The 26681-nt window shown below is 69.6% G+C and carries 28 protein-coding genes and 1 rRNA gene; 13 read left to right on the forward strand and 16 right to left on the reverse strand.

Annotation, left to right across the window (positions count from 1 at the left end; genetic code table 11):
• The first annotated feature begins 11 nt into the window (after positions 1 to 11).
• Positions 12 to 1658: an acetolactate synthase gene (locus tag ACIBHY_RS50710; protein ID WP_397310573.1), complete on the forward strand. Its 1647-nt coding sequence runs from the start codon at positions 12 to 14 to the stop codon at positions 1656 to 1658.
• Between the two features lie 5 nt (positions 1659 to 1663).
• Here the strand turns inward: ACIBHY_RS50710 and ACIBHY_RS50715 are convergent, their stop codons facing one another.
• Positions 1664 to 3229, reverse strand: coding sequence for a protein kinase (locus ACIBHY_RS50715; protein ID WP_397258131.1), 1566 nt, complete (start codon positions 3227 to 3229; stop codon positions 1664 to 1666).
• A gap of 239 nt (positions 3230 to 3468) precedes the next feature.
• Between ACIBHY_RS50715 and ACIBHY_RS50720 the strand changes: the two genes are divergently transcribed.
• Complete coding sequence (locus ACIBHY_RS50720; RefSeq protein WP_397310574.1) at positions 3469 to 3849, forward strand: thioesterase family protein; 381 nt, start codon at positions 3469 to 3471, stop codon at positions 3847 to 3849.
• On the opposite strand, the gene ACIBHY_RS50725 is transcribed toward ACIBHY_RS50720, so the two are convergent.
• The 7 genes from ACIBHY_RS50725 to ACIBHY_RS50755 all read right to left on the reverse strand — a co-directional run bounded on the left by ACIBHY_RS50725 (position 3839) and on the right by ACIBHY_RS50755 (position 10315).
• A complete protein-coding gene (locus tag ACIBHY_RS50725) occupies positions 3839 to 4051 on the reverse strand; it encodes a biotin/lipoyl-binding carrier protein (protein WP_397258135.1) in 213 nt (70 codons plus the stop codon). The two genes, ACIBHY_RS50720 and ACIBHY_RS50725, sit on opposite strands and share 11 nt — an antisense overlap.
• A gap of 42 nt (positions 4052 to 4093) precedes the next feature.
• Positions 4094 to 5476: an acetyl/propionyl/methylcrotonyl-CoA carboxylase subunit alpha gene (locus ACIBHY_RS50730; protein ID WP_397258137.1), complete on the reverse strand. Its 1383-nt coding sequence runs from the start codon at positions 5474 to 5476 to the stop codon at positions 4094 to 4096.
• Between the two features lie 176 nt (positions 5477 to 5652).
• A complete protein-coding gene (locus tag ACIBHY_RS50735) occupies positions 5653 to 6915 on the reverse strand; it encodes an HD-GYP domain-containing protein (protein ID WP_184972453.1) in 1263 nt (420 codons plus the stop codon).
• A complete protein-coding gene (locus ACIBHY_RS50740; RefSeq protein ID WP_397258139.1) occupies positions 6912 to 8261 on the reverse strand; it encodes an HD-GYP domain-containing protein in 1350 nt (449 codons plus the stop codon). The genes ACIBHY_RS50735 and ACIBHY_RS50740 overlap by 4 nt, the downstream gene beginning before the upstream one ends.
• A gap of 236 nt (positions 8262 to 8497) precedes the next feature.
• Positions 8498 to 9436 carry an NAD-dependent epimerase/dehydratase family protein gene (locus ACIBHY_RS50745; RefSeq protein WP_397310575.1) on the reverse strand — a complete coding sequence of 313 codons (939 nt, stop codon included), beginning with the start codon at positions 9434 to 9436 and terminating at the stop codon, positions 8498 to 8500.
• A 10-nt stretch (positions 9437 to 9446) separates the two neighbouring features.
• Positions 9447 to 9713, reverse strand: coding sequence for a mycothiol system anti-sigma-R factor (gene rsrA / locus ACIBHY_RS50750; RefSeq protein WP_184972447.1), 267 nt, complete (start codon positions 9711 to 9713; stop codon positions 9447 to 9449).
• Positions 9710 to 10315, reverse strand: coding sequence for a sigma-70 family RNA polymerase sigma factor (locus ACIBHY_RS50755; protein ID WP_397108455.1), 606 nt, complete (start codon positions 10313 to 10315; stop codon positions 9710 to 9712). The genes rsrA and ACIBHY_RS50755 overlap by 4 nt, the downstream gene beginning before the upstream one ends.
• A 253-nt stretch (positions 10316 to 10568) precedes the next feature.
• On the opposite strand from ACIBHY_RS50755, the gene ACIBHY_RS50760 reads away from it, so the two are divergent.
• On the forward strand, positions 10569 to 11303 hold the full coding sequence (locus tag ACIBHY_RS50760) for a class I SAM-dependent methyltransferase (RefSeq protein ID WP_379638938.1): 735 nt from the start codon (positions 10569 to 10571) through the stop codon (positions 11301 to 11303).
• Here ACIBHY_RS50760 and ACIBHY_RS50765 read toward each other — a convergent pair.
• Both ACIBHY_RS50765 and ACIBHY_RS50770 read right to left on the reverse strand, forming a co-directional pair.
• Complete coding sequence (locus ACIBHY_RS50765) at positions 11300 to 11632, reverse strand: TraR/DksA C4-type zinc finger protein (protein WP_184972441.1); 333 nt, start codon at positions 11630 to 11632, stop codon at positions 11300 to 11302. The genes ACIBHY_RS50760 and ACIBHY_RS50765 overlap by 4 nt on opposite strands.
• Positions 11633 to 11784: 152 nt before the next feature.
• Positions 11785 to 12531, reverse strand: a complete 747-nt coding sequence (locus tag ACIBHY_RS50770; RefSeq protein WP_397258142.1) for an SOS response-associated peptidase — start codon at positions 12529 to 12531, stop codon at positions 11785 to 11787.
• Positions 12532 to 12619: 88 nt separating this feature from the next.
• On the opposite strand from ACIBHY_RS50770, the gene aroA reads away from it, so the two are divergent.
• The 3 genes from aroA to ACIBHY_RS50785 all read left to right on the forward strand — a co-directional run bounded on the left by aroA (position 12620) and on the right by ACIBHY_RS50785 (position 16023).
• Positions 12620 to 13921 (forward strand): 3-phosphoshikimate 1-carboxyvinyltransferase, encoded by a 1302-nt coding sequence (gene aroA / locus ACIBHY_RS50775; protein ID WP_397310576.1) that lies wholly within the window; start codon positions 12620 to 12622, stop codon positions 13919 to 13921.
• Complete coding sequence (gene rsgA / locus ACIBHY_RS50780) at positions 13918 to 14961, forward strand: ribosome small subunit-dependent GTPase A (RefSeq protein ID WP_397258173.1); 1044 nt, start codon at positions 13918 to 13920, stop codon at positions 14959 to 14961. Before aroA ends, rsgA begins: the two co-directional genes overlap by 4 nt.
• A gap of 162 nt (positions 14962 to 15123) precedes the next feature.
• Positions 15124 to 16023, forward strand: coding sequence for a zinc-binding dehydrogenase (locus tag ACIBHY_RS50785; protein ID WP_397258146.1), 900 nt, complete (start codon positions 15124 to 15126; stop codon positions 16021 to 16023).
• 241 nt (positions 16024 to 16264) lie between these two features.
• Here the strand turns inward: ACIBHY_RS50785 and ACIBHY_RS50790 are convergent, their stop codons facing one another.
• Positions 16265 to 16708 carry a DUF4442 domain-containing protein gene (locus tag ACIBHY_RS50790; RefSeq protein WP_397258147.1) on the reverse strand — a complete coding sequence of 148 codons (444 nt, stop codon included), beginning with the start codon at positions 16706 to 16708 and terminating at the stop codon, positions 16265 to 16267.
• 94 nt (positions 16709 to 16802) lie between these two features.
• Between ACIBHY_RS50790 and hisN the strand changes: the two genes are divergently transcribed.
• Positions 16803 to 17621 carry a histidinol-phosphatase gene (hisN, locus tag ACIBHY_RS50795; protein ID WP_221341570.1) on the forward strand — a complete coding sequence of 273 codons (819 nt, stop codon included), beginning with the start codon at positions 16803 to 16805 and terminating at the stop codon, positions 17619 to 17621.
• On the opposite strand, the gene ACIBHY_RS50800 is transcribed toward hisN, so the two are convergent.
• Both ACIBHY_RS50800 and ACIBHY_RS50805 read right to left on the reverse strand, forming a co-directional pair.
• On the reverse strand, positions 17622 to 18407 hold the full coding sequence (locus ACIBHY_RS50800) for a fructosamine kinase family protein (protein ID WP_397310577.1): 786 nt from the start codon (positions 18405 to 18407) through the stop codon (positions 17622 to 17624). It abuts the gene before it with no gap.
• On the reverse strand, positions 18404 to 18874 hold the full coding sequence (locus ACIBHY_RS50805; RefSeq protein WP_397258153.1) for a low molecular weight protein-tyrosine-phosphatase: 471 nt from the start codon (positions 18872 to 18874) through the stop codon (positions 18404 to 18406). The genes ACIBHY_RS50800 and ACIBHY_RS50805 overlap by 4 nt, the downstream gene beginning before the upstream one ends.
• Positions 18875 to 19024: 150 nt before the next feature.
• Here ACIBHY_RS50805 and ACIBHY_RS50810 point away from each other — a divergent pair, with 150 nt between their 5' ends.
• Genes ACIBHY_RS50810 through ACIBHY_RS50830 form a run of 5 tightly spaced genes read left to right on the forward strand, consistent with a single transcriptional unit; the run spans position 19025 to position 23417 of the window.
• A complete protein-coding gene (locus tag ACIBHY_RS50810) occupies positions 19025 to 20029 on the forward strand; it encodes a PstS family phosphate ABC transporter substrate-binding protein (protein ID WP_397258155.1) in 1005 nt (334 codons plus the stop codon).
• Positions 20029 to 20970: a phosphate ABC transporter permease subunit PstC gene (pstC, locus tag ACIBHY_RS50815; protein ID WP_397258157.1), complete on the forward strand. Its 942-nt coding sequence runs from the start codon at positions 20029 to 20031 to the stop codon at positions 20968 to 20970. Before ACIBHY_RS50810 ends, pstC begins: the two co-directional genes overlap by 1 nt.
• Positions 20970 to 21866, forward strand: a complete 897-nt coding sequence (pstA, locus tag ACIBHY_RS50820) for a phosphate ABC transporter permease PstA (RefSeq protein WP_397258159.1) — start codon at positions 20970 to 20972, stop codon at positions 21864 to 21866. Before pstC ends, pstA begins: the two co-directional genes overlap by 1 nt.
• A gap of 19 nt (positions 21867 to 21885) precedes the next feature.
• Complete coding sequence (gene pstB / locus ACIBHY_RS50825) at positions 21886 to 22713, forward strand: phosphate ABC transporter ATP-binding protein PstB (RefSeq protein WP_221341587.1); 828 nt, start codon at positions 21886 to 21888, stop codon at positions 22711 to 22713.
• Complete coding sequence (locus ACIBHY_RS50830) at positions 22713 to 23417, forward strand: response regulator transcription factor (protein ID WP_397258160.1); 705 nt, start codon at positions 22713 to 22715, stop codon at positions 23415 to 23417. Before pstB ends, ACIBHY_RS50830 begins: the two co-directional genes overlap by 1 nt.
• Positions 23418 to 23421: 4 nt before the next feature.
• On the opposite strand, the gene ACIBHY_RS50835 is transcribed toward ACIBHY_RS50830, so the two are convergent.
• Together ACIBHY_RS50835 and ACIBHY_RS50840 are read right to left on the reverse strand one after the other, a co-directional pair.
• Positions 23422 to 24420 (reverse strand): serine hydrolase, encoded by a 999-nt coding sequence (locus tag ACIBHY_RS50835; protein ID WP_397310578.1) that lies wholly within the window; start codon positions 24418 to 24420, stop codon positions 23422 to 23424.
• Between the two features lie 48 nt (positions 24421 to 24468).
• Complete coding sequence (locus ACIBHY_RS50840; protein WP_397258164.1) at positions 24469 to 25350, reverse strand: phenylalanine 4-monooxygenase; 882 nt, start codon at positions 25348 to 25350, stop codon at positions 24469 to 24471.
• Positions 25351 to 25568: 218 nt separating this feature from the next.
• On the opposite strand from ACIBHY_RS50840, the gene ACIBHY_RS50845 reads away from it, so the two are divergent.
• On the forward strand, positions 25569 to 26030 hold the full coding sequence (locus ACIBHY_RS50845) for an Lrp/AsnC family transcriptional regulator (RefSeq protein WP_397258166.1): 462 nt from the start codon (positions 25569 to 25571) through the stop codon (positions 26028 to 26030).
• A 568-nt stretch (positions 26031 to 26598) separates the two neighbouring features.
• On the opposite strand, the gene rrf is transcribed toward ACIBHY_RS50845, so the two are convergent.
• Positions 26599 to 26681: ribosomal RNA gene (gene rrf / locus ACIBHY_RS50850) — 5S ribosomal RNA — on the reverse strand; the annotation flags it as partial.

Below are 26681 nucleotides of genomic sequence, written 5' to 3' on the forward strand. Positions count from 1 at the left end.
AGGTTCCCGGCATGGAGTCCGCGAAGCATGCCGGTGACGCAGCCGTCGCCGTGTCCAAGGCCTATGGCATCGAGACCATGTTCACCCTCTCCGGAGGCCACGTCTTCCCGTTGTACGACGGCGCGGTGCACGAGGACATGCGGATCCTCGACGTACGCCACGAGCAGAGCGCCGTCTTCGCCGCCGAGGCCACGGCGAGGCTCACCCGCAAGCCCGGCCTGGCGGTGCTGACCGCCGGCCCCGGCATCACGAACGGTGTCAGCGGCGTCGCCACCGCGCATTTCAACGGCTCGCCCCTGGTCGTGATGGGCGGCCGGGCGCCGCAGTCGCGCTGGGGCAGCGGCGCGCTCCAGGAGCTGAACCATCCTCCCCTGCTCGAACCGATCACCAAGCTGGCCTTCACCGCCACCGGCCCCGACTCGATCGGCCAGGACGTCGAGATGGCCTTCCGCACGGCGATCGCGCCGCACCGCGGCCCGGTGTTCATCGACTTCGCCATGGACCACCTGTTCTCCCCCTCGCCCGTGCACGCCGCCGACACCCAGACCCCGTCGCCGCTGGAGCCGGACCCGGATGACGTCGCGACGATCGCCCGTCTGATCGGAGAGGCGGAGCGGCCGGTGCTGGTGCTCGGCTCCGACGTGTGGATGGACCGCGCCGAGGAGGCGGCCCGCGACTTCGCCGAGTCGTGGAAGCTGCCGGTGATCCTCAACGGCCAGGGCCGCGGCATCCTGCCCGCCGGCCACGACCTGCTGGTCACGCGTGCCCGCGGACAGGCGTTCGGCGAGGCGGACCTGGTCATCGTGGTCGGCACCCCGCTCGACTTCCGCCTGGGCTACGGCTGGTTCGGCGGCAAGAACGGCACCTCGCTGGCGCGCGTGGTGCACATCGTGGACGCGCCGTCGCAGCTCGCCACCCACATGCAACCGGCCGCGTCGGCCGCGGGCGACCTGTCGGTGGTCTTCTGGAGCCTGGGTACGGCATGCGGCGAAGCCGACATCAAGCCCGCCCGCTACGCCCCCTGGACCGCCAGGCTGGCCGAGACCGCGGCCGCGGCCGTCGCCGCCGACGCCGACCTCCTGACCGCCGGCTCCGACCCGATCCACCCCATGCGCATCTACGGCGAACTGAACAAGATCCTCGCCGACGACGCCGTGGTGATCGGCGACGGCGGCGACTTCGTCTCCTACGCGGGCAAGTACGTGGAGCCGAAGCAGCCGGGCAACTGGCTCGACCCCGGCCCGTACGGCTGCCTGGGGACCGGTCTCGGCTACTCGATCGCCGCCCGCCTGGCCCGCCCGTCCTCGCAGGTCGTGCTGCTGCTCGGCGACGGCGCCGCGGGCTTCTCCCTCATGGACGTCGACTCCCTGGTACGGCACGGCCTGCCCGTCGTCATGATCTGCGGCAACAACGGCATCTGGGGCCTGGAGAAGCACCCGATGCAGATGCTCTACGGCTACGACGTGGCCGCCGAGCTGCGGCCGCAGACCCGCTACGACCAGGTGGTGACGGCGCTGGGCGGCGGCGGCGAGCTGGTGACCAGGCCGTCGGAGATCGGTCCCGCGCTGCGGCGGGCCTTCGACTCCGGCGTGCCGTACATGGTGAACATCGCGACGGACCCGCAGATCGCCTACCCCCGCAACACCACGGGGGTCTGAGGCGGCTACTGCTTGAGGCTCGGCGTCGGCGTCGGGGAAGGCGTCGGCGTCGGGGAGCAGAGCTCGGTGTTGACCAGCGTCAGCTGGACGACCTTCTTCAGCTCCAGCTTGGCGCCGGCGCCCGGACTCTGCTCGACCACGGTCAGGCAGCGCTCGGGGAACTGGCCGCGTTCCTGGTCGTCCACGCGGACGGTGAACCCGGCGGAGGTGATGATCCTACGGGCGTCCGGGTACTTCATGTTGACCACTCCCGGCACCGGCTTCTTGATCGCCGGAGTGGGCGACGGCGTCTTGGTGCCCTTCGTGGCCGACGGCGTGGTCGTGGGCGTCTTCGTCGGGTCTGGCGTCCTGGTCGGCTCCGGGTCCTCGGTGGGCTCAGCCCTGGTCGGCTGGCGCGTCGGCTCCTCGGGAGGAGTCGTGACGGGCCGGTGCTTGGTCCTGGTGTTCTTGGGCGCCGAGGGCTTGGTGGTGGTCACCTCGGAGCCGACCCGGGTGGCGGGCGTCTCCGGGTCGCCGTCCGTGGTCATCCCGGTGATCGCGATCGCGCCCGCGCCCACGCCGAGTACCAGGGCGACCGCGATCGCGGCGACCAGGCCGCCCCTGCGACGGGCCTTGGCGGCGCGCCGGTTGCCGCGGCGCGGCTGGGCGACGGTGGTGTTGTCGTCGGAGGGCGGGGCGGGCGGCCCCTGGACCGCTCCCGTCTGGTACGCCTCGACCGGCGGCGCCATCGTCGCGCCGGTGACCACGTCGGGCACCTCGCCGGCGGCGACCTGGCGGGAGGCGCGGCTCATCTCGGCGGCGCTGGCGAAACGCCTGGCCGGGTCCTTGGACAGCGCCTTCTCCACCAGCGCGCGCACGGCCGGCGGGATCTCGGCGGGCAGGGGTGGCGGAGCTTCCCTGATGTGCTTGAGCGCGATCGTGACCGCGCTGTCGCCGTCGAAGGGGCGCTGGCCGACGAGGCATTCGTAGGCGACCACGCCGAGCGCGTAGATGTCGACCGCGGGGGTCACGGGGGCGCCTTCGGCCTGCTCGGGCGCGCAGTAGGCGGCGGTGCCGAGCACCATGCCGGCGTCGGTGAGCCGGTTGGCCAGGTCGGAGCGGGCGATGCCGAAGTCGGTGAGCACGAGCGTGCCGTCGCGCTGGACCATCAGGTTGCCCGGCTTCACGTCCCGGTGCACGATGCCCTGGTCGTGTACGGCCTGCAGCGCGGAGGCCGCCTGCGCGATGAGCTCCATCGCCGGTTCGGGCGCGATGCGGCCGAGGCGAATCAACAGGCGGTCGAGCGGTTCGCCGTCGACGAACTTCATCACCAGGTAGACGGTGTCGCCGCTGACTCCGTAGTCGTAGACGTCCACGACGCCCGGGTGGTTGATCGTGGCCATGGCTCGTGCCTCGCCCTGGAAGCGGGCCACGAAGCCGGGGTCGTCCATCCGACCTGGGAGCAGCACTTTGACAGCGACGGTTCGCGCGAGGACGATGTCCTCGCCACGCCAGACCTCGCCCATGCCACCGGCGCCGATGCGGGTGTCGAGGCGATACCTCCCCGCCAGCGTCGTCCCTTGCGCGACCATGTCTCCCCCGGTACCCCCTGCCTCTCCAACCCCAGACACCAACAAAGCGAACTTGTGTCGCAGCGGGGTAACACAGAGGTCACGGAACTTCGAGAGTGTATGACCCTGGCGTCCCACACGCCACTCATATGCCACAAGCCGTACAAACCCTATCCTGCGGCCTTCTGATGGACCTTGTCCGCGTTTCCCGGAGATCCGGACCCCACCGGTGCCATCCGCACCACCAGTAGGCTGAGGCCATGACGCTCGCTCCCGGCCTCCGGTCTCAGCTGCTCATCATGGTCGAGCGTGAGGACACCGCCACCAAGATCGGCAGCGGCGACGTGCCGGTGCTGGCCACGCCGCGGCTGCTCGCGCTGGCCGAGATGGCCACGGTGCAGGCCGTACGCCCGCATCTGGGCGCGGGCGAGACGTCAGTCGGGACCCGCGTCCAGCTCGAACACCTGGCGGCCAGCCCGGTCGGCACCCACGTCGAGATCACCACCGAGCTCACCGAAGTCGACGGCCGGCGACTCGTCTTCAGCTTCGTCGCCCGCGACCGCACCAAGCTGGTCGGTCAGGGCACCATCGAGCGGGTCGTCGTCGACCGCGAACGGTTCATGGAGCGCGCTACTCGATGACGGCGATCAGGTCGCCTTCCTGGATCACGTCACCCTCGGCGACCTTGAGCGCCACCACCACGCCGGGGTCCTCGGCGAGGACGGGGATCTCCATCTTCATCGACTCGAGAATGACCAGCGTGTCGCCGTCCTCGACGGTGTCGCCCTCCTTGACGACGACCTTCCAGACGTTCGCCACCATCTCCGCGTGTACCTCGGCCACGGGTGCTCCCCTCTTCCTGACGATCCAACCATGTCACGTGCGTTATGCACGCATACGCCCGACCAGACCCGTGTCATAGTCCCCGCTGACGAACTCCGCGTTGTCCAGCAGCTCCGCGCAGAACGGCAGGTTGTTCTTGGGGCCCTCGACGGCGAACCCGGCGACCGCGTCCTTGGCCCGCTCGATGGCCTGCGCGCGGCTGTCGCCGTACACGCACAGCTTGGCCATGAGGGGATCGTAGAACGGGGTGACCGTGTTGCCTTCCACGTAGCCGGAGTCGACCCGGGCGCCGGCCGGCTCCCGCCAGACCGTGATCTTTCCAGGTCCGGGGAAAAAACGCTTGGGATCCTCGGCATAGACGCGGAACTCGATCGCGTGGCCGCGCGGCTCCGGGCCTACCTCGGGGTTCTCGCCCGCGGCCACCCGCAGCTGGAGCTCCACCAGGTCGAGGCCGGTGACGAGCTCGGTGACCGGGTGCTCCACCTGGAGCCTGGTGTTCATCTCCAGGAAGACGAAGTCCTGCTTGTCGGCGTCGACCAGGCACTCCACGGTGCCCGCGCCCAGATATCCCACCGCCTCGCCGGCCCGCACCGCGGCGGCCAGCATGCGCTCGCGTAGCTCGGGCGTGACGCCGGGCGACGGGGACTCCTCGACGACCTTCTGGTGGCGGCGCTGCACCGAGCAGTCGCGCTCGCCCAGCGCCACGACGCGGCCGTCGGGCAGGCCGAGGATCTGCACCTCGACGTGGCGGGCCCGCTCGATGTAGCGCTCCAGCAGGATCGCCGGACCGGCCGGCACGTCGCCCTCGCCACCGGCCGTGGCCGCGCCGGCGAAGCGCGCCGCCGCCCTGGACGCCTGCTCGAACGCCTTGGCCAGCCCCTTCTCGTCGTGCGCGACGCTCATCCCGATGCCGCCACCGCCGCCGGCCGTCTTCACCATGACCGGATAGCCGATCTCGGCGGCCGCGGTCACGGCCCGCTCAAGATCGGTGGCCGGCTCGCGGGTGCCCGCCGCCACCGGCACACCGGCGGCCTCCATCAGGTTGCGCGCGTTGATCTTGTCGCCCATCTGCTCGATCGCCTCGGGCGCGGGTCCGATCCACACCAGCCCGGCCTCGGTCACCGCGCGGGCGAACGCCGCGTTCTCCGCGAGAAAGCCATATCCCGGATGTACGGCACGCGCCCCCGTCAGCCGGGCCGCCGCGAGCACCTTGTCCACGTCGAGATAGGACTGCGCGGGATTGGCCGGGCCGAGCGGCACCGCCTCGTCGGCCTCGGTGACGAACGGCAGATCGGCGTCGGCCTCGGAGTAGACCGCGACGGCGCGCAGGCCCAGCCGCCGGACCGTGCGGTTGATCCGCCGCGCGATCTCACCTCTGTTGGCGATCAGAACGGGTCCCAGGGTCCCCAGGGTCGCTGTAAGCACGCGCCAACCCTACGACCGCGCCCTCAGCCACCCCTTCCCCGCAAAACCATCGATCCCGGGAGGGTGTTCTGTAGGAACCACACAAAGGAGAGGGGCAAGAGGACCGCTATGCCGCCCCGAACGGCCCGCCGCTTTGTACGAGGCCGGAAACCCTCCTGATCTCCGTCCCGACCCCCCTAAATCCGGTGGGCAGGCGCCCGGTCGACCACGCGGGCCAGCCCGCCGATGCAGGCGGCGTCGTACTCGGAGCCGCCCGCCAGGCGCAGCCGTTCGAGTGCGGCGCCGGCGCGGTCGCGGTCGGTGGAGCCGCCGACGAGGTCGTCGTAGGCGTTGGCCACCTTGATGATGCGGCTCGACAGCGGCGGATCCTCGTCGATCGGGTCGCACTGGCGGCGCACCACGTCGGCCACACGGTCCAGCACGCCGGTCTGCCTGATGACCTCCGCGCCCAGCTCGGCGATCCGCCTGGCCTGCTCGGGATCGGTCAGCACGGTCGCGCCGCCCGGGATCGGGTCGCGCAGCGACAGCTGGCCGATGTCGTGCATCAGCGCCGCGTACTCCAGCTCCAGGAGCTCCGGCTCGGACATGCCCAGTTCGCGGCCGATCGCCACTGACAGGCGGCTCACCCTGCGGGAGTGGCCGGGCTCGACGTAGCCGCCCACCTCGGTCACCCGCGACAGCGCGCGTACCGTCTGCAGGTAGGTGGCGCGGATGCCGGCGTACTTGCGGAAGGCGACCTGCGTGACCAGCAGGGGCGCGGCGAAGACGACCAGCGCCACCAGGTCCATGCTGTGGGAGGCCAGCGCGAGCAGCACGCCGGAGGCGGCGACCGCCGCGCCCAGCGGGAAGGCGGTGCGGACCTCGTCGCTGACCGCCACCTTGAACGCGGTGCGTACCTGCTCGGCGCGGAGCATCGCGGCGATCAGCACGTCGATGCCGAGGGTGAGCGCGATCAGCGTGACCATCACCGTCAGCGCGGGCCACCAGGTGCCGCGATCGCCCAGCGTCAGCTCGTGCAGGGTGCCGGCCAGCGGGCGGAAGGCGAAGGCCAGCAACGCGCCGGTCAGCAGCCGCCTGGCCATCGCGTCCAGGCGCGGCGGCCGGCCCACCGCCAGATGCGGCAGCGCGCCGGCCATCATGCCGACCGCGATCACCGCCACCACCTGCAGCGCCGAGTGACGCAGCGGGTTGGTGGCCAGGTCGAGCAGGAGCGTGTAGCCGAGCGCGGCGGCGGCGCCGATCGGGGCCACCTCCCTGTTGCCCGGCATGGTCAGCCGGGCCAGCTCGCCGACCGCGATCAGCGCGCCGAAGCCGATGGCCACCTCCGGACGGTCGAGCCCGACCGCCGCGGTGTGGGCCACCCCCGCCACGGCCACCAGCCCGGCGGCGCAGATCAGCAACAACTGCCCGGAGTCCAGGCCCTGAAAGGCGCGTTTCATTGGCCCGTCACTACTTGGATCGGCATGGTCGGGTCGTCGTGGTCCTTGATCGTGGCGGCGTCCTCGGGCGGCGGCTCCACACGGCGCTGCGGCTGCCACGGGTTGCGTTCCAGCGCCTTGATGAACGCCGCCACCATGACCGGATCGAACTGGGTGCCCGCGCCCCGCTCCAACTCGCCCACCGCCACCTCGACCGGGCGCGCGCCCCGGTAGGAGCGGTCGGAGGTCATCGAGTCGAACGCGTCGGCCACCGCGATGACCCGGGCGAACTCCGGGATCTCCGGCCCGGCCAGCCCCATCGGGTATCCCTTGCCGTCATGGCGTTCGTGGTGGTGCATGATCCCGGCGAAGGCCTCGTCGAGGAAGTCGATGCCGCGTACGATCTCCAGGCCCCGCATCGGGTGCAGCTGGATCGCGGCGAACTCCTCCTCGGTCAGCGGGCCCTCCTTCTGCAGCACCTTCGTGGGCACGCCCAGCTTGCCGACGTCGTGGAGCATGCCGGCGTAGCGGATGGCCCGCAGCCGGTCCATGCCCATGCCGATCTCCTGCGCGATCATGGTGGAGGCGAGCGAGACGCGGGTGCAGTGGCCGCGGGTGTAGTAGTCCTTCGTCTCGACGGCCTGGCACAGCGCGGCCATCGTGGCGTCGTAAGAGCGCTGCTGCGCGTGGTACTGGCCGAAGGCCCACCTGGCCACGAACAGCGGCAGCAGCACCAGCACCGCCGAGATCGACTGGATCGTCGCCCACAGTCCCGCCACCAGCAGGCCGAACGTGCCGTAGCCGAGATAGGTCAGAAGGAACTGCACCATGCCCCGCATCGGCACCTCGCCCGCGCTCACCTGCGTGGCCAGCGAGATCATGGTGAGCGTCAGCACGATGTTGAGCGGCACGAAGACGGCCGTGGCCGCCGCGTAGGGGCCGATCAGGTCGTCGAACGCGTTGACCTGCGGGACCCCGGAGACTCCGCCTAACTGCTGGTAGACCCAGCCGGCGGCATAACCGCACAGGGCGAACTGGGCGCCGTTGAACAGCCGCTTGATCAACGGCAGGCCGGGCCGTACGCTCAGGACCGCCGTGAGGCCGACCAGCGCGGCGCCCTCCATTCCGATGAGCACCACCGCGGCCAGCGCGGCGGAGAAGCTCACCGACACGGCGAACTGCTCCACGTTGAGCAGCGTCGGCATCGACTCGCACACCAGGAACAGCAGCGCGAGCACGAGCAGGATGCCGAGGCTCTCCGAGGCGACCAGCTGCCCCTTGGTGATCAGGCTGTGGGCGAACAGCGCGGTCGCCGCGCCGATCACGGCGAACAGATAGACCTTCGCAGGCCACGAGAGATCACGCATTGCGGCTCCCCTTTGGAGCTCAGGTCCAGGAGACTCCGGGCGGGAGGGCGCCACCGCCCCCGCCGGTCGCCAAGAGGAGAACGACCGGTGTGATCAGCACGAGCGCCGTGATCAGCCGGGCGGTCGAAACCTTCAACATCCACTTCCTCCACGTCGAATTCTGTGATTCACGCTACAGAAGTTGACGTGCTGAAACGGGCGGAGTCGAGAATCGCAAGCAAAGCGTAATCAAGCCACTACCTGCGGCAACTCCGCCTCCACTCGACTGTGGCGCGCAGGCCACTGGCGAGGTCACTCGCGGGCTGCCAGGACAGCCCGTCGTAGGCGGGCACCGGGTCCACGGCCATGGCCGGCAGGTCGCCCGGCCTGGGCTGCGCGAAGCCCGGCTTGTCATGGGCGCCCACCGCGTCGGCGATGAGGGAGTGCAGGCGGCGGTCGGTGGTCTGGATGCCGGTGCCCAAATTGAAGCGGCACGCGTTGCCGTCGGCGCCGCACGCGCGCACGAAGCCGTCGACCACGTCGTCCACGAAGACGTAGTCGCGGGTCTGCGTGCCGTCGCCGTACAGGACCGTGGGCACGCCGTTGAGCAGGGCGTCGGTGAAGATGGCGACCACGCCGGCCTCGCCGTCGGGGGACTGGCGCGGGCCGTAGACGTTGGAGAGGACGAGCGTGGTGTACTCCAGGCCGTACAGAGCGTGGAAGGTCGACAGATACGTCTCGGCGCTGAGCTTCGAGGCCGCGTACGGCGAGCGGGGGTCGGCCGGGGCGTCGGCGGGAACCGGGATCGCGGGCGGCCGGCCGTACACCGCGACGGAGGAGGCGAACACCACCTTGCGGCTGCCACCCTCGCGCGCGGCGGCCAGCACCGACGCGGTGCCTTCGACGTTGACCCGCGCGTCGTGCACCGGGTCGGCCACGCTCCTGCGGACGCTGATCTGCGCGGCCAGGTGACAGATCACCTCGGGCTTCCACTCCGCGCCCAGCGCGATCATCGCGGGGTCGCGGATGTCCAGCTCGCACAGGCGGAAGCGCTCATACGCCAGGGCGCCGGCCAGGTTGGCACGGCTGCCGGAGGAGAAGTCGTCCACGGCGACCACGTCGTGGCCGTCGCCCAGCAGGCGGTCGACGAGATTCGACCCGATGAAACCGGCTCCTCCGGTGACCACCACGCGCATGGGGAAGATCTTAGTCGGACAGCTCCGCCCGGACCTGCTCGATACGGCCGAGCACCTTGGACCTGAGATCGGCCGGCACCGGATCGCAACCGCAGTGCTTGGCCACGAGCTGCTTCACGACCTTGTCGAGGTCGTACTCCTTGAGGCACGGGTCGCACTCGTCGAGGTGCACCCGGATGTCGACGCAGTCGCCCTCTCCGAGCTCTCCGTCGATGTAGGCGTAGACCTTGTCCAGCACTTCACGACAGTCGGTGTCATGCGGGTTGCCACAGCTCATTTCGACCCCTCCGCAGGGACAAGGCCACGGTCGCGAGCATAGTCCTCGAGCAGGCTCCGCAACTGTCTGCGGCCGCGGTGCAGCCGGGACATCACGGTGCCGATCGGGGTGCCCATGATGTCGGCGATCTCCTTGTAGGGGAACCCCTCGACGTCGGCGAGGTAGACCGCGATCCTGAACTCCTCGGGCAGCGCCGCGAGCGCCTGCTTGATGTCGCCGTCGGGCAGGTGCTCAAGCGCCTCCACCTCGGCGGACTTCAGGCCGGACGAGGTGTGGGACTCGGCGCGCGCGAGCTGCCAGTCCTCGATCTCCTCGGTGCCCGACTGCTTCGGCTCCCGCTGCTTCTTGCGGTAGCTGTTGATGAAGGTGTTGGTCAGGATCCGGTAGAGCCACGCCTTGAGGTTCGTGCCCTCCTGGAACTGATGGAACGAGGCGAACGCCTTGGCGAAGGTCTCCTGAAGCAGGTCCTCCGCATCCGCCGGGTTCCGGGTCATCCGGAGCGCGGCGGAGTAGAGCTGCTCGAGATACGGCATGACGTCGCGCTCGAACCGCTCACTGCGCTGCTCCAGAGTCTCCGCGCCTGTCGCGGGCACCGGACCCACCCCCCTAAGATCACCGGTGGCCGGCTGCTGCGGTACACCGTACTCAGGGGAGAATACCTGCTTGGCACCAAGTCGCCGGTCACTGGGGCCGGGTGACGGTGGCTGTGGACGACCTGCAACTGCGAGCATGCTCGACTCAACCCACCCGCGCCCGCGTCTGTTCCCGCAAGATAGAAGGTGACGAACAACCCGGTGCGGGGAAGATGAATACGTACCGGTTGGTAGCCATTGTCCCGCAACCCAGGAGTCGCGTGTGCTGCCCATTCCGGCCGAGGAACTGAACGGCTCGGGGACCCTCGGGCCGTACTGGACGTTCTATCGCGCGGTCGTCGCCGAACAGCTGAGCAGGTGGCTTCCCGGCCAGCCCTCGGTGATCCTCGACCTGTCCGGCGGGCGCGGACGCTGGTCCGGCCAGGCCGCGCGCGCCGGCCACAAGGTGATCGAGGTCGTCGACTTCCGCAGAACCGCCGATCAGGCCAGGTTGCGCGACGTCAGAGTCCGCCAGGTGCGCTCGGACGATCTGTCCTTCCTGCCCGACGAGAGCGTGGACGCGGTGCTCGCGGAGGAGCGCGCCATGTCGGTGGAGCTCATGGCCGAGTCGGCGATGTCCGACGTGGCCCGTGTGCTGCGCCCCGGCGGGCGCGCGCTGCTGTGCGTCGACTCGCTGGTGCTGGGCATGGCGATCCTGGCCGAGCAGGGCCAGTGGCAGCACCTGCGCCAGACGGGCGAGGTCATGCTCGTCCCCTGGCCCGACGGCGGCATCACCCGCTGCTTCAGCAGCGGTCAGCTGCGCGAGCTGCTGATGGGCGCGGGCCTGGAGGTCGAGTGGGTACGGCCGCGCACCGTCCTGTCCCCCTCGACCGTCGACCACGTGCTCGGCTCCGACTCCCGGTCGCTGGCCTGGCTGGTGCGCACCGAACTGGAGGCGCACCCCGACGACGACGACACCGTCGGCATCCACCTGGTGGCCAGCGCCCGCAAGTCCTAGCGGCGCCGCTCCTGCTTCGACTGGCACTGCACGCAGCGGGCGGCCTCTGGGCGGGCCTCCAGGCGTCCTTCCGGGACCGGTTTGCCGCAGTCGACGCATTCGCCGTAGACGCCGTCGTCGATGCGCCTGAGCGCGTTCACGACGGCGCGGCGCTGCGCGACGGCCACGTCGAGCATGGCCTGGGCGCGGTCGGCCTCGGTGAGGTCGGACCCGGCGTCGGCCGCCGAACGCTCACGCACGGCGACGGGCTCGCCGGTCAGGACCCTGATGGAGCGGTCGAGTTCGGCGAGCATGCTGTCCAGGCGTTCACGAGCGGTCGTGTGGTCCACGAATCCGCACCTCCGGGCAGGTGAGGGGAGCCTGGCGAGACTCCCCGGTGGTCCCGCCCTGCGCAAATAGGGGGTGAATGTCGCGGTGACACCGAGTGAACGGTCGCATCGCTTTTCCACCGGATGCCCACTTGGCGAGGTTCTTACACCTTCTAGAAAAGTCCGCTTTCTCCTGGGTCAGGCAGGGGTTTGATGAGGTCCGGCCCGTTGTTCCGGACATTGTTCACATCTGTGGACACCGGGTACGCAACCAGCCGGCCTGACTGCGCCGGGATCAACAGCCCCTGGGCCGCCGAGGTGTCGGTGAGCTTCGGATCCAGCCACTCCGCCCACCGCTCCCGCTCGATCATCATCGGCATCCGGTCGTGGATGTGGCCGAGGTCGTCCTCGGCGTCCGTCGTGATGACCGTGCAGGTGACCAGCCACTTCAGCGGGTCGTCGTCCGCGCGCGTCTTGTCCTTCCAGAACTCGTACAGCCCGGCCATCGCCAGCACCCCGCCGTCCTCGGGATGGATGAAGTAGGGCTGCTTCTTCTTTTTGTCGCCCTCGACCGGCATCCACTCGAAGTACCCGTCGGCCGGGATCAGGCAGCGGCGCTTGGCGAAGGCCTGCTTGTAGGCCGGCTTCTCGGCCAGCGTCTCGGCCCGCGCGTTGATCATCCGGGAGCCCACCGAGGGGTCCTTCGCCCATACGGGCACCAGACCCCACTTGACCACCCGCAACTGCCTGACCGCGCGCTCGGCCTCCTCGGGCACGCGGCTCAGAACCGCGTAGACCTGCTTGGTGGGGGCCACGTTGTAGTCGGGGCTCAGCTCCTTGTCGGGCTCGGCGTCGAGCTCGACCTGGAACTCCTCCAGCAGCTCGTGCTTCTTCCGCGCCGAGGCGTATCTACCGCACATAGCACCACCCTGCCATGTTCGAGGGCGGCGTTCGCGCCTCCATCCACAGGCTGCGGCCTGCCGTACCGGCTGCCAGTAGTCTTTGACCATGCCCGCTCAGCACTGGCCAGCCCCGGTCGCGACCGCTCCCGTCGTGGCCACCGTCGCCCTGCCCGGCTCCAAGTCGGTGACCAACCGCGCGCTCCTGCTGGCCGCGCTCGCCGACGGTCCAGGCCTGGTCCGCCAGGCGCTGCGCAGCCGCGACGCCGACCTCATGGTGGCGGCCCTGCGCGCGCTCGGAGCGGGCTTCGAGACCGTGGCCGAAACCGCGGCGGGCATCGACTGGCGCGTCACCCCCGGCCCCGTCACCGGCGGCGCGAGCATCGACGTCGGCCTGGCCGGAACGGTGATGCGGTTCGTACCTCCGATGGCGGCGCTGGCCGACGGCGAGGTGCGCTTCGACGGCGACGCCCACGCCCGCAGGCGCCCGATGGGTCCGATCCTCGACGCGCTGCGCGCCCTCGGGGCATCGATCGACAACGACGCGCTGCCGTTCACCATCCGAGGCCCGCTGAGCGGCGGCGAGGTGACGATAGACGCGTCGGGCTCATCCCAGTTCGTCTCAGGACTGCTGCTGGCGGCGGCCCGCTTCGAAAAGGGCGTCACGATCAGGCACGCGGGCCCGCCGGTCCCCTCGCAGCCCCACATCCTCATGACGGTCCAGATGCTCAGGGCGGCGGGCGTGGGCGTCGACGACACAGAACCCGACGTGTGGCGAGTCGCCCCGGGCCCGATCGCGGCACGGGAGACGACCGTCGAGCCCGACCTGTCCAACGCGGCGCCGTTCCTGGCCGCCGCCATGGTCGCGGGCGGCTCGGTCACCATCCCCGACTGGCCGCTGCGCACCACCCAGCCGGGCGACGTCCTGCGCGACCTGCTCACCCGGATGGGCGCCACCATCGAACTGACGCCGACCGGCGAGGGCGTGGCCGCTCTCACCCTCACCAGCGCCGGTGCCGGGCAGATCATCGGTATTGACGCCGACCTGCGTGACGTGTCCGAGCTGACGCCCACGATCGCCGCGCTGGCCGCCCTGGCCACCACGCCGAGCAGGCTGCGCGGCATCGCGCACATCCGGGGCCACGAGACCGATCGCATCGAGGCGCTCGTCACCGAGATCAACCGCCTGGGCGGCGACGCGGAGGAGACGGACGACGGCCTGATCGTACGGCCGCGCGCGCTCCACGCCGGTGTCTTCCACAGCTACGCCGACCACCGCATGGCCACCGCCGGAGCGGTCATCGGGCTGGCGGTGCCCGGCGTCGACGTGGAGAACATCGCGACAACGGGTAAGACCCTGCCGGAGTTCACCCGCATGTGGGGGGAGATGCTGGGGGGAGTAGACCGCTGAAGCGGCGGGAATACGACGAGGACGACGTCAGGGTCAGGCCGGGTAAGGGTTCGCGGCCGAGGACCCGGATTCGTCCTGCCCACGAGGACGCCGTCGAGGGCTTCGTGGTCGCCGTCGACCGGGGCCGCTACACGACGCTGGTGGAGGCGGCGCCCGCCGCGTCCGGGGGCCGGGGGCGTAGGAAGGCCAAGCCCGTTCGCCGTCTGGTGGTCGCGATGAAGGCGCGCGAACTCGGGCGTAAGGGCATCGTCGTGGGTGACCGGGTGGCGATCGTCGGTGATGTCTCCGGCGAACCCGACACCCTTGCCCGCATCGTCCGCGTCGAACCCCGCACCTCGATGCTGCGCCGTTCCGCCGACGACACCGATGACACCGACGGCATCGAGCGCCCGGTCGTGGCCAACGCCGACCAGCTGGTCATCGTGACCGCCCTGGCCGAGCCGCCACCCCGGCCGCGCATGATCGACCGCATCCTGGTGGCGGCCTTCGACGCCGACATCGAGCCCCTGCTGTGCCTGACCAAGTCGGACCTGGCGCCGCCGGACGAGCTGCTCTCCCTGTACGAACCGCTCGGCGTCCCCCACGTGGTCGTCCACAAGGGCGGCTCACTGGAGGAACTGCGCGACCACCTCACCGGTCGCGTCAGCGTGCTGGTGGGCCATTCAGGCGTGGGCAAGTCCACCCTGGTCAACGTCCTGGTCCCGGACGCGAACCGGGCCGTCTCCCACGTGAACGCCGTGACCGGCCGCGGCCGCCACACCTCCACCTCCGCCGTGGCGCTGGAGCTGCCCGAGGGCGGCTGGATCATCGACACGCCCGGGGTACGCAGCTTCGGCCTGGCCCACATCTCGGTGGAAACCGTGCTGGCCGCCTTCCCCGACCTCATCGAGGTCACCGTCAACTGCCCCAAGGGCTGCACCCACCGCGGCCCCGACTGCGCACTCGACGCCTGGGTCGCCGACGGCCACGCCGACCCGGCCCGCCTCGACAGCCTCCGCCGCCTCCTCGCCACCCGCGACCCCGAACCCTCCGCCGAGTAACTCCGCTCTCGCGGGACAGAGGCCGGACCAGAGCCGCCAAGGGCGTGGGTGGGGTGTCTGTCGGCCCACCGTGCGCGCCAGCGCTCGGGCGGGTCGTGGAGGTCGGCGGGTCGTGCGTGGGGTGTGCGTGGGTCGTGAGGGGTGGGTGGCAGGGTTCTCGGCATGATGAAAGCGCTGATCTTCCAGCCGGAACTGTCCATCGCCACCGTCGCCGAGCCTGTGCCCACCGCGTCTCAGGTGCTCATCCGGGTGTCGGCGGTGTCGCTCAACTTCGGTGAGGTGGCCTACCACGATCCTCGGTCGCGGCGGGTGCCCGGGTGGGACGCCGCGGGTGTGGTCGTGCGGGCGGCCGCCGACGGATCGGGGCCGGCCGTCGGCACCCGGGTCGTGAGCTTTGACTGGTCGGGGGCCTGGGCGGAGTTGCGGGCCGTGGACACCGCTGAGCTCGCGGTGGTTCCCGATTCTGTGGATCTGGGGGTCGCTGCGGCGTTGCCGGTGGCTGGGGTGACAGCCGTGCAGGCCGTGCGTCGGCTTGGCCCGATCGCCGGGCGGCGGGTCCTGGTCACCGGGGCGTCGGGCGGGGTGGGGCGCTTCGCCGTACAACTGGCCGCTCGTGAGGGTGCGCGGGTGATCGCGTCGGCGAGCGGCCCGGCCCGTGCGGAGGGCCTGCGCGCGCTGGGCGCCGCCGAGATCGTCAGCGGCCCCGCAGACCTGACCGAGCGCGTGTACGGCGTGCTGGACACCGTAGGCGGCCAGCAGTTGGCCGAGGCGTTCTACCGGCTGGAGGACGACGGCGTCGTCCAGGCCATCGGCCGGGCGGCGAAACAGCCGACGCTGATCGACTTCGAACGGGCGGGCTCGGCCTCGGCACGCGGCCGGATCGAGAACTTCAACGTCAGCGCGCCCTTCGGCCCGGACCTCGCCCATCTCCTCGCGCTCCTGGAGCAGGGCGAGCTGGAGGTCGAGATCGGCTGGCGCGGCCCGTGGGACCAGGCCACCGTCGCGGCCGAGGCCCTGCTGTCCCGCGAAGTCCGGGGCAAGGCCGTCCTCACCCTCCCCTGATCACCCGGAAGGGCCGAAGCGCCCATCGAGCCAGCCACGACCCGACCCCGCGACGAGCACCGGCGGCCGCACGAGGAGCCCACCACATGGGTTGCGCCCCGGGGTGTCAGCTCGCCTGGCCGGCGCCTGGGACCGGGTGACGAGCGTCCTGGCTGAGGCGAGAGCCCCTGGTCGGGCGGAGGCCACGGGGTGGGTGCCGCTGGGCCCAGCGCGTGGGGCTCATGGGGTGGTGGTAGCGGGGTCAGCGGTTGGGGCGGAGGGTCCAGGAGACGGTCATCTCGCTGACCAGGACGCCCTCGGCGTTCTTGAGCTCCACCGCCACCTCGAACTCCGGCCGCTCCCCCGCGTCCAACCGCCCCACCACCTCGGACCGCTCGACCTGGAGATGCGCCTCGGCGGTCACCTCGCCCATCGCCAGCTTCCGGTACCGAATGGTCGCCCCGGTCGCCAGCGGCACCGCGCGCGACAACTGGTCGCCCAGCGCCGACAGCATGGCCGCCCCGGACGCCGACTCGGCCAGCGTGAACAGGGCCCCGGCATGCGGTCCCGCCACATGGTTGTGCAGGTCGGCACGGTCCGGCAGACGGCACAGGGCGTACCCGTCGCTCACCTTGTCGAAGACGACCCCGAGGGTGTTCGCGAACGGCACGGTCTGGAGCATGAAAGCGCCCACATCAAAAGACATGCCGCAATGCTACTCACCAGTAACACATGAAGCCACGTCCAGAGTTGCGGCAAATGGTGGGGAATGTCAGCAAGAAAGGGGGAATCGGCCTCTGATGCGGCGTGTGCCCGGCACGGTAGCGTGGCTCATCGTGACGGGTTACAACGACGATCTACGCCTCGCGCACGTCATGGCGGACGCCGCCGATGACATGACCCTGCGGCGGTTCAAGGCGGTCGATCTCAAGGTCGACACCAAGCCGGACCTCACGCCGGTCAGCGACGCCGACCGTGCGGTGGAGGAGGCGATCCGCGGCACGCTGCGGCGGGCCCGTCCGCGCGACGCCGTGGTGGGCGAGGAATTCGGGCGGACCGGCTGGGGCGCCCGATCGTGGATCATCGATCCGATCGACGGGACCAAGAACTACGTACGCGGCGTGCCCGTCTGGGCCACGCTCATCGCGCTCATGGACCACGGCGAGGTCGTCGTCGGGCTCGTCTCGGCGCCCGCGCTCGGCCGGCGCTGGTGGGCGGCCAAGGACGGCGGCGCGTGGACCGGCAAGAGCCTCACCAAGGCCAGCCGCATGCGGGTCTCGGCGGTGACCGATCTGGGCGACGCCTCGTTCTCCTACTCCAGCTTCGGCGGCTGGGAGAAGCAGGGCAAGCTCAACAACTTCCTCGACCTGAACCGCGCCTGCTGGCGTACCAGGGCGTATGGCGACTTCTGGTCACACATGATGGTCGCCGAGGGCGCCGTCGACCTGTCGGCCGAGCCGGAGCTGTCTCCGTGGGACATGGCGGCGCTCACGGTGATCGTCGAGGAGGCCGGCGGGCGGTGGAGCGACGTCGCCGGCGCGCCCAGCCTCGAAGGCGGCAGCCTCGTGTGCACGAACGGCGCGCTCCACGACACGGTCCTGAACCACCTCAACGCCTGATCAGCCCAGAAGCCGATCCACAGCGCGCATCAGCTGTCCCCGGTAGCTCTCGCCAAAAAGCACGACATGCACCAGCAGCGGATGCAACTGGTGCAGGGGCACCCGTTCCCGCCATCCGTCCGCGAGCGGGTGCTCCTCCTGATAGGCCCCAAGAATCCGGTCCAGGTACGGCACGCCGAACAGAGCCAGCATGGCCAGATCGCTCTCCCGGTGTCCGCCATGTGCCGCCGGGTCGATGAGCACCCCGGTCCCGCCGGACCACAGCAGGTTCCCGCCCCACAGGTCGCCGTGGATCCGCGCCGGCGGCTCCACCGGCCCCGAAATCTCCGGAAACATCGCCACGGACCGCTCCAGCCGGTCTCTGTCCCCGGCGGTCAACGCGGCGGCCCGCCGTACAAAGGGAAGAACGCGGCGCGCGGCGTAGAAGGCGGGCCAGTCGGGCGCGGGCGAGTTGTCCATCGGGAGCTCGGCGATGAACCCCGGCCACGGCGCGCCGAAAGCGTCGGCCCCGGCGCGGTGCATCCGCGCGAGCCCCCGCCCGAAACGCTCGGCCGCGTCCGGTGTGGGCGGCTCGGTCGGTACCCAGGACAGCACGAGCCGGTCCGCGCCCGCCTCGATCACCTCGGGCACGTCGATCACCTCGCCCAGCCACCGCAGTCCGGCCGCCTCGGAAGTGAACAAAGGGGAAACAACTCCGGACTTGGCGAAGACCTCGCGCCCGTCGGCCAGGAAACCCCGCTCCAACCGCCATCCGTGCGAGGAGCCGAGCCGCTCGACCACCCTCACCGGAGCTCGTCGGCCAAGTGCTTGGCAAGCCCTTCCGAAGCCGCCTTGACCTGCCGCAACACCTCGTCGAAGCCATCCTGGCCGCCGTAATAGGGGTCGGGCACCTCCGCCTCCGCCGGCGCGGACGGGTCGAACGAGCGGAACAACCTGACCTCCCGCCCGGCGGGCGCGAGCCGCCTGAGCGCCCGAAGGTTGGCCGTGTCCATGGCCAGGACCAGGTCATAACGGCCGAACCAATCCCCGGTGAACTGCCTGGCCCGATGGGCGGAGCCGTCGTAGCCGCGCTCGGCCAGCGTCTGCGCGGCCCGCTGGTCCATGGGCCCGCCGACGTGCCAGTCACCGGTTCCCGCGCTGTCCACCACCACCTCGTCCAGTCCGTGCTCGGCCAGCGTGGCCCGCAGGACCACCTCGGCCATGGGCGAGCGGCAGATGTTTCCCATGCACACCAGGCATACGCGGTAGGTCATGGGGTCAAGCATGCCGCTTGAGGAGCTATTCACACGAGGCGAGGCACGACTTCCGTCGCCGGTCACGACTCGTTTCATTTCCGTTCACTTTCCCCAAGTTTTATCGGTCACGTAGCAAGCAAGGATCTCCATACGAGAAGGACACAAACCGTGACCAGTGGACAGCGCCGCCTCAGCGCGGTGGCGACGGCCGCCTTCGTCGTTTCCCTCGCGGCGGCCTGTGGCGGCGGCGGTAACACAGCGGCCACCAGCCCCGAGGCCTCCGCCCCCTCTTCGGCCGGCGCCTCCGAGCCCCCCGCGGGCCTGAGCGGCGAGATCAAGATCGACGGTTCCAGCACCGTCGCCCCGCTCATCTCGGTTGCGAGCGAGGCGTTCGGCGAGGAGCAGCCGCAGGTCAAGGTTCCGGTCGGTACCTCGGGCACCGGTGGCGGCTTCGAGAAGTTCTGCGCCGGCGAGACCGACATCTCCAACGCCTCCCGCCCGATCAAGGACGAGGAGAAGACCCTCTGCGAGGGCAAGGGCATCAAGTTCACCGAACTGACGGTGGCCACCGACGCCCTGACCGTCGTGGTGCCCAAGGAGAACACCTGGGCCAAGTGCCTGACCACGGCGCAGCTCAAGAAGATGTGGGAGCCCGCCGCCGAGGGCAAGGTCAAGACCTGGAAGGACGTCGACGCCAAGTTCCCCGCGGAGGCCCTGAAGCTCTACGGCCCCGGCGCCGACTCCGGCACGTTCGACTACTTCACCGACGAGATCAACGGTGAGGAGGGCGCGAGCCGCAAGGACTACAGCCCCTCCGAGAACGACAACGACATCGTCAACGGCGTCGCCGGCGCCAAGGGCGGCCTGGGCTACTTCGGGTTCACCTACTACGAAGAGAACATGGACAAGCTGACCGCCGTGGAGATCGACTCCGGCAGCGGCTGCGTCGCCCCCAGCGTGGAGGCCGCCCAGGGTGGCAAGTACACCCCGCTGGCTCGCTCGCTGTTCGTCTACCCGTCGACCGCGGCCGTGAAGCGGCCCGAGGTCGCCGGCTTCCTCGACTACCTGAGCGCCAACATCGGCTCGCTGGCCAAGGAGGCGAAGTTCATCCCGCTCAACGCCGAGCAGGAGGCCAAGCTCAAGAGTGACATCACGGCGCTGAAGGCGGGCTGATGGCTGCACAGCACCGGGCGACCGCACCGGGGACCGGAAGGTCCCTGGCGCGGTCGCGCCCGCGTTACGGAGAGGCGATCGTCAAGGCGCTGCTTCTTGCGGCGGCGCTGGTCTCCATCGCGACCACGGTCGGCATCATCTACTCGCTCGTCGAGCCGACGATCGAGTTCTTCGGAGAGGTCAGCCTCGCCCAGTTCTTCGGCTCGACCAACTGGGGCCCGCTGATCAAGCCGGCCACGTTCGGCGTCTGGCCGATCGTCGTGGCCACGCTGGAGATCACGCTGATCGCCGTCATCGTGGCGGTGCCGCTGGGCCTCGCCGCGGCGATCTACCTCTCGGAGTACGCCAAGCCGGGCGTCCGCAAGTTCTTCAAGCCGGTCCTCGAGATCCTGGCCGGTGTGCCGACCGTCGTCTTCGGCTACTTCGCGCTGTCCTTCCTCACTCCGCTGCTGAAGGACGTCTTCCCCTTCCTGAACCTTGAGGCGAAGAACGCGCTCTCGGCCGGCCTGCTCGTCGGCATCATGATCATCCCGATCGTCGCCTCCCTCGCCGAGGACTCGATGGCGGCGGTGCCGAACGGCCTGCGCGAGGGTTCCTTCGCGCTGGGCGCCTCGAAGATGCTGACCTCGGTCCGCGTCGTGGTGCCCGCGGCGTTCTCCGGCATCGTGGCCGCGGTCATCCTGGCGATCTCCCGCGCCGCGGGCGAGACGATGATCGTGGCGGTCGCGGGCGGCTTCAAGTCGATCTTCACCTTCGACCCGACGAACGAGATGGCCACCATGGCGGCCTTCATCGCCCAGGCCGGCGCCGGCGACCTCTCGACCGGCTCGATCCCCTACAAGACGATCTTCGCCGTGGGTTCGCTGCTGTTCATCATCACCTTCGCGATGAACTGGTTCAGCGCCCGGATGGTGCAGAAGTACCGCGAGGTGTACGACTGATGGCAATCCTGTCCACGCCTGCCTCGACCGTACGGCTGGCCAGCCAGGGCAGACCGGTCAAGGAGCACCTGTTCCGGATCGCTCTGCTCGCCAGCCTGGGCATCGCCATGATCTTCCTGGTGGTCCTGCTCGTCTACGTGGTGACGCAGGGCTGGCAGCGTCTCGACCTGAACCTCATCCAGAACTTCCCGTCGCTGCGGTCGGTCAACGCCGCGACGGCCGGTGTGCTGTCCGGCATCATGGGCACGCTGTGGGTGGTCGCGCTGACCGCGATCATGGCACTGCCCACGGGTGTGCTCGCCGCGGTCTACCTGGAGGAGTACGCCGACAAGACCAAGTGGTACAACCGGCTGATCGAGCTGAACATCGCCAACCTGGCGGCGGTCCCCTCGATCGTCTACGGCATCCTCGGTCTCGGCGTCATCTCCCGCGGCTTCGGCCTCGGCCCGAGCGTGATCACCGGTGCGATCACGTTGTCGCTCCTGGTGCTGCCCATCGTGATCATCGCCGCCCGCGAAGCGATCAAGGCGGTGCCGCCGTCCATCCGCGAGGGCTCGCTGGCCCTCGGCGCCACGCAGTGGCAGACGATTTGGCGGCAGGTGCTGCCGGCTTCGGTGCCCGGCATCGCGACCGGCTCCATCCTGGCGCTGTCTCGCGCGATCGGCGAGGCGGCGCCGTTCCTGCTGCTCGGTGCGGCCACGCTGGTCCGCTTCAACCCTGACGGGCTGAGCAGCAGCTTCTCCGTCCTGCCGGTCCAGATCTACAACCTGATCACCAACTCTCGTCCCGAGGTCCAGGTCGTGGGCGCGGCGGCCATCGTGGTCCTGCTCGCGATCCTGCTGCTGATGAACTCAGCGGCCATCTGGCTCCGTAACCGCTACCAGAAGCGGTGGTAAGGAAGAAATGACCGAGATCATGCCGAACATCACCGTTCGCGGGCCGGAGGCCCCCCGGAACATCGAGGCTCTGGACCCGGTGTTCACCGTCTCGAATCTCAGCGTCTTCTACGGCGACTACGAGGCCGTCCGCGGAGTCGACCTGACCATCGGCAACCGCGAGATCACCGCCATGATCGGTCCGTCCGGCTGTGGCAAGTCCACGGTGCTGCGCTGCTTCAACCGGATGAACGACCTCATCCCAGGCGCCCGTGCCGCCGGTTCGATCATGTACCACGGCGAGGACCTCTACGGCGACCACGTCGACCCCATCGAGGTACGCCGCCGAATCGGCATGGTCTTCCAGAAGCCGAACCCCTTCCCCAAGTCGATCTACGACAACATCGCCTACGGCCCCCGCGTCAACGGCATGAAGGGCAAGATGGACGACCTGGTCGAGCAGGCGCTCACCCAGGCGGCCCTCTGGGACGAGGTCAAGGACAAGCTCAAGCAGAACGCCCTGTCCCTGTCCGGTGGCCAGCAGCAGCGACTGTGCATCGCCCGCGCGATCGCGGTCAGGCCCGAGGTCATCCTCATGGACGAGCCCTGCTCCGCCCTCGACCCGATCGCCACCACCAAGATCGAGGATCTGATGCAGGAGCTGTCGCGCGACTACACGATCGTGATCGTGACGCACAACATGCAGCAGGCCGCACGCGTGTCCGACCGCACGGCGTTCTTCACCGCCGAAGTGGACGAGCAGAGCGTACGGCACGGCCGCCTGGTGGAGTTCGACGAGACCAGCCGAATCTTCACCAATCCCTCTGACAAGCGCACCGAGGACTACATCACCGGACGATTCGGCTGATGGCCCACCAGCAGACGGCATCCGAGGTGCACGGGGACACTCGTACGGCGCCCGTGCTGCTGGTGGCCGATCCCGACGAGAGCATCGTCCAGGAGCTGGCCACCGCGCTCGAACGCGAGGGCGTGACCGTCGCCGGAGTCAGCGACGGCGCGCAGGCGTTGCTCCAAGCTGGAGCTCTCAGGCCCGATGTGGTGCTGGTCTCGGCGACCCTGCCGGTCATCAGCGCCGTGGAGTTCGTGCGAGCAGTACGGCTGACGCGAGCCGTTCCCGTACTGCTCGGCGTCGGCGAAGGGCATGCCGAGCAGGCGGTGCAGGCTCTGGCGGCGGGAGCGGCGGCCTGTGTGGCCCGGCCGTACCGGGTGCTGGAGTTGCTCCCGTTCGTGCAGGCCGCCTCTCCGGAGTCGCGCACGCTGCTGCGGGTGGGTGAGGTGGAGCTCGACGTACGCGCCTACCAGGTGCGGGTGAGCGGCCGGGCCGTACACCTGCCGCTGCGTGAGTTCGAGCTGCTGCACTACCTGATGCGCAACGCGGACCGCACGGTGACGCGCGAGCAGATCATGCGGCACGTGTGGAACGCCACCGACGCCACGTCCACCAACACCATCGCCGTCCACGTCAAACGGCTGCGCGCACGGCTCGGCGACGAGGACGACCAGCTCATCCAGACGGTCAGAGGTGTGGGCTATCGCCTGGTGACGCCTTAGCTTCCTAGCACTTCCTGAATGAGCGCAGGATCCGGGTGACCACGCCTTCGACCATGGCGATGCCGTCGCCCACCTGCGGGCTGCCCTCGGTCAGGACCGCCACCGCGTACCTTCTGCCGATCAGGCCCACGCTGACCACGGCCCAGCGCTTGGTGGAGACCCGCTTGAGCCAGCCGTTCTTCAGCGCTGTCCGCTGGCCCTCGCACGCGCCCGCGCTCACGCCCCAGTTCTGGCCGTCGATCACCGCGCCCATCAGCTTGAGCACTCGCTCGCGCTCCTTCTCCGGGAGTGGGCTCCTCTTCGACACCAGCGCGTTCATGAGCTTGACCTGGTCGTCGGCCGAGGTCCTGGTGATGCCCCAGCAGTACAGGTCGAGGCAGTCGCCGGGCACACCGCTCGTGTGCCGCAGCCCGAACTTCCTGGCCGCCTTCGTGAAGCCGGCGGCGCCGCCGATGCGTGTCCACAGCCGGTCGGCCGCGTGGTTGTCGCTGTAGCGGATCATGATGTCGGCGTCGTGGCGGGTGGCTTTGTCCAGCTTGCGCCACGGGGTTTTGCGGAGCAGGGCCATCAGGATGAGCGCCTTGGCGGTGCTGGCGGTGATGAGGCGCTCGCCCTTGTGGTAGCGGTAGACGCGGCCGGTGGCCAGGTCCTTGACGGTGGCGGTGACCGGACCCGGACGGCCGGCCAGGTAGCGGTTCAGCCGCTTGGTGATCGCCTTGGGGTTGAGTGGGGGCGGCTTGGGCTCATGCTCGTCCGTGCCTTCCTTGGGCGGCGGCGTGGCCTGTGTGGCCCGGGTTCCGTCCGGCGGCGGCGCTTGGGTGCCGTCCGATGGCGTGCCGTGATCCTCTTCGGTGGTCGGCCGGGTAGGGCCGATCAACGGGGCGGCTCGGGCCGTGTGGGGTTGCCGGGCGGGTGATCTGTGGTTGACGGGCGGCAGGCCGTACAGGCTGGTGGGCAGGACGAGCGCGGAGGCCGCGAACACCCGCCACCACACGTATCCCACTCTCCCCCGTGATTTGTCACGCATTATCGTGATAAATCACGGGGACTGCTAGACGTGGGTAAGTTTCGCGATCGAGTCGTCGTCGCAGGTGGCCCAGAACTCCCCGACCACGTCCTCCAGATGCCGCATGGACTCCGCCCGGAACAGGACATCCTGGTACTTGGTGATGTCGTACTCCGTCTGCCCCATGTCGCGCAGATCGAGCGGCCGGATCCGCATCCCGCGGAACTCCTCGATCTCCCCATAGGACGACAGAATCCCCGCCCCATAGGCGCGCAGCTCGTCCCGCTCCGCCATCACGCCGAACTCCATCGTGAACCAGAAGACCTTGGACACGAACTCCAGCGCCTCGTCCCCCTCGACCCGCCGCGCGGCATCCCCGGCCAGCCGGTAGAGCGCCGCGAACCGATCGTTCGCCAGCGCGTTGGCATGCCCGATCACCTCATGGATGACATCAGGCTCAGGCGTGTAGAACGGCACAGAATGATGCCGAATGTACTGAGTGGAGTGGAACAGCCCATCAGCCAGCACCCCATAGAACTCCCGCAGCGGCACCAGCCCCGCCGCCGGCAGATACCGGAACCCGGTGAGCGGCTCCAGCAGCTCACTCACTTCCTCCAACTGCGGAATCCGCTCGTACGGCAGGCCGAGCCGAGCAGCTCCCTCCAGGTACTCCTCGGTGGCGTAGCGCTTGTGCTTGACGGCCAGCTCCCCCGCGACCAGCGCCCAGATGCCGTGCTCTTCCTCGGTGTACTCGGCGGCCGGAATCGGCATCCCCCGCCGATGGTTCACGGCCAGCCCCGCGATCGCGTTACGCCGCGCCCGGTAGACCGGATCGGCGAACCCCGGATGCGACTGCGCAAGCTCGACCACGACCGAGCCATCCCCCTGCGTCTCGACCGGGGCGAAGTACTGTGCTTCCTCGAACATGTGCACATGACAGCAATTTCCTGATTCGCTGGCAAGAGCGAGCAGTTGGACTGCACGATCTGCCTCAAATCGCCCGACAAGATCTGCGGAAGCTAGTCATTCCGCACAGCGCATAGGTCATGCCACCCTTGGCCGAAACGTACAGCCCAACGCCAGATAGGCTCCGCCTCATACAGGGACGGCCTCGATCCCTGGTCGTATCGCACAGGGGTAGACGCATGGATGAACTGGACGCCCGCCTGCTGACGACCATGCGGGCACACCCCCGCATCGGCCTGACCGAACTGGCCCGCCTCCTGGGGGTGGCCAGGGGCACCGTCCAGGCCCGCGTGGAAAAGCTGACGACCCGCGGCGTGATCACCGACTTCGGCCCCACGGTCGAACCCGCCAGGGTCGGCTACCCGATCCTGGCGTTCGTGTGGCTCCAGATAGCCCAGGGCCGGCTGACCGAGTCCGTAGAGGCCCTGCACGAGATCCCGGAGATCCTGGAGGTCCACGGCACCAGCGGCCAGCACGACCTGCTGTGCCGAGTGGTGGCGAAAAGCACCGAACACCTCCAGGAGATCATCGCCACAGTCCTGGCCTCCCCCGCCGTCCAACGCACCGACTCCACCATCGCCCTCTCCACGCAGATCCCGTTCCGCATAGAGCCCCTCCTCAACACAGCAGCAACCCCATAACCCAAGAAGGATCCGTCCCCCCGGGGCGGCGGGGATGCAGGATGCCACGACGGATCCGCCCCGGCCCAACACACCCGCCCGAGCTCTCCCAGGACCGGCGCTGGACAAGCGACGAGACGGACCCGAGCGCCGTGCGCGTTGCGCCGTTCGTGCCCGTGGGGGTGTTCGCCGCACCGGCGCCGGACAAGCGTCGGGGAGGTGGCGGGGAGTGGGTGGGCGTCGAGGGGTGGGCGGCGAGGCGAGGCGTGAGGGCGGTGATGTGGGTGGAGAGGGTGAGGTGGGGGCCGGCGGGCGCTCGCCGGGACGGTGCGGCGAACCTCGCCCGGGGCAAGGTGGCCGCAAGGGCGGGGTGGCCAGGCCCGGCTGGCGGGGATCGTGTGTGGAGGTGCACGAGGGGGATCGTGTGGTGGAAGCGCAGGCGGGGATGGAAATGCAGGCGGGGTGGTGTGGTGGGAGGCGCGCACGAAGGTCGTGTTGCGTGTTGCGTGTTGCGTGTTGTGTGGTGGTGGTGAACGCGAAAAAGGGGCCCAACCCTAAGGTTGGACCCCTTCATCTCGCATACGTGTTTGTGCGGCGGTGACCTACTCTCCCACACCCTCCCGAGTGCAGTACCATCGGCGCTGAGAAGCTTAACTTCCGGGTTCGGAATGT

The organism is Nonomuraea sp. NPDC050547 (assembly GCF_044457345.1).
Classification (GTDB): Bacteria; Actinomycetota; Actinomycetes; order Streptosporangiales; family Streptosporangiaceae; genus Nonomuraea.

Coding starts and splice junctions, on each gene's coding strand:
- ACIBHY_RS50710 (WP_397310573.1), top strand. CDS start 12: ATGGAGTCCGCGAAGCATGCCGGTGACGCAGCCGTCGCCGTGTCCAAG.
- ACIBHY_RS50715 (WP_397258131.1), bottom strand. CDS start 3,229: ATGGTCGCGCAAGGGACGACGCTGGCGGGGAGGTATCGCCTCGACACC.
- ACIBHY_RS50720 (WP_397310574.1), top strand. CDS start 3,469: ATGACGCTCGCTCCCGGCCTCCGGTCTCAGCTGCTCATCATGGTCGAG.
- ACIBHY_RS50735 (WP_184972453.1), bottom strand. CDS start 6,915: ATGAAACGCGCCTTTCAGGGCCTGGACTCCGGGCAGTTGTTGCTGATC.
- ACIBHY_RS50740 (WP_397258139.1), bottom strand. CDS start 8,261: ATGCGTGATCTCTCGTGGCCTGCGAAGGTCTATCTGTTCGCCGTGATC.
- ACIBHY_RS50745 (WP_397310575.1), bottom strand. CDS start 9,436: ATGCGCGTGGTGGTCACCGGAGGAGCCGGTTTCATCGGGTCGAATCTC.
- rsrA (WP_184972447.1), bottom strand. CDS start 9,713: ATGAGCTGTGGCAACCCGCATGACACCGACTGTCGTGAAGTGCTGGAC.
- ACIBHY_RS50770 (WP_397258142.1), bottom strand. CDS start 12,531: ATGTGCGGTAGATACGCCTCGGCGCGGAAGAAGCACGAGCTGCTGGAG.
- aroA (WP_397310576.1), top strand. CDS start 12,620: ATGCCCGCTCAGCACTGGCCAGCCCCGGTCGCGACCGCTCCCGTCGTG.
- ACIBHY_RS50785 (WP_397258146.1), top strand. CDS start 15,124: ATGATGAAAGCGCTGATCTTCCAGCCGGAACTGTCCATCGCCACCGTC.
- ACIBHY_RS50790 (WP_397258147.1), bottom strand. CDS start 16,708: ATGTCTTTTGATGTGGGCGCTTTCATGCTCCAGACCGTGCCGTTCGCG.
- hisN (WP_221341570.1), top strand. CDS start 16,803: ATGCGGCGTGTGCCCGGCACGGTAGCGTGGCTCATCGTGACGGGTTAC.
- ACIBHY_RS50805 (WP_397258153.1), bottom strand. CDS start 18,874: ATGACCTACCGCGTATGCCTGGTGTGCATGGGAAACATCTGCCGCTCG.
- pstC (WP_397258157.1), top strand. CDS start 20,029: ATGGCTGCACAGCACCGGGCGACCGCACCGGGGACCGGAAGGTCCCTG.
- pstA (WP_397258159.1), top strand. CDS start 20,970: ATGGCAATCCTGTCCACGCCTGCCTCGACCGTACGGCTGGCCAGCCAG.
- pstB (WP_221341587.1), top strand. CDS start 21,886: ATGCCGAACATCACCGTTCGCGGGCCGGAGGCCCCCCGGAACATCGAG.
- ACIBHY_RS50830 (WP_397258160.1), top strand. CDS start 22,713: ATGGCCCACCAGCAGACGGCATCCGAGGTGCACGGGGACACTCGTACG.
- ACIBHY_RS50840 (WP_397258164.1), bottom strand. CDS start 25,350: ATGTTCGAGGAAGCACAGTACTTCGCCCCGGTCGAGACGCAGGGGGAT.
- ACIBHY_RS50845 (WP_397258166.1), top strand. CDS start 25,569: ATGGATGAACTGGACGCCCGCCTGCTGACGACCATGCGGGCACACCCC.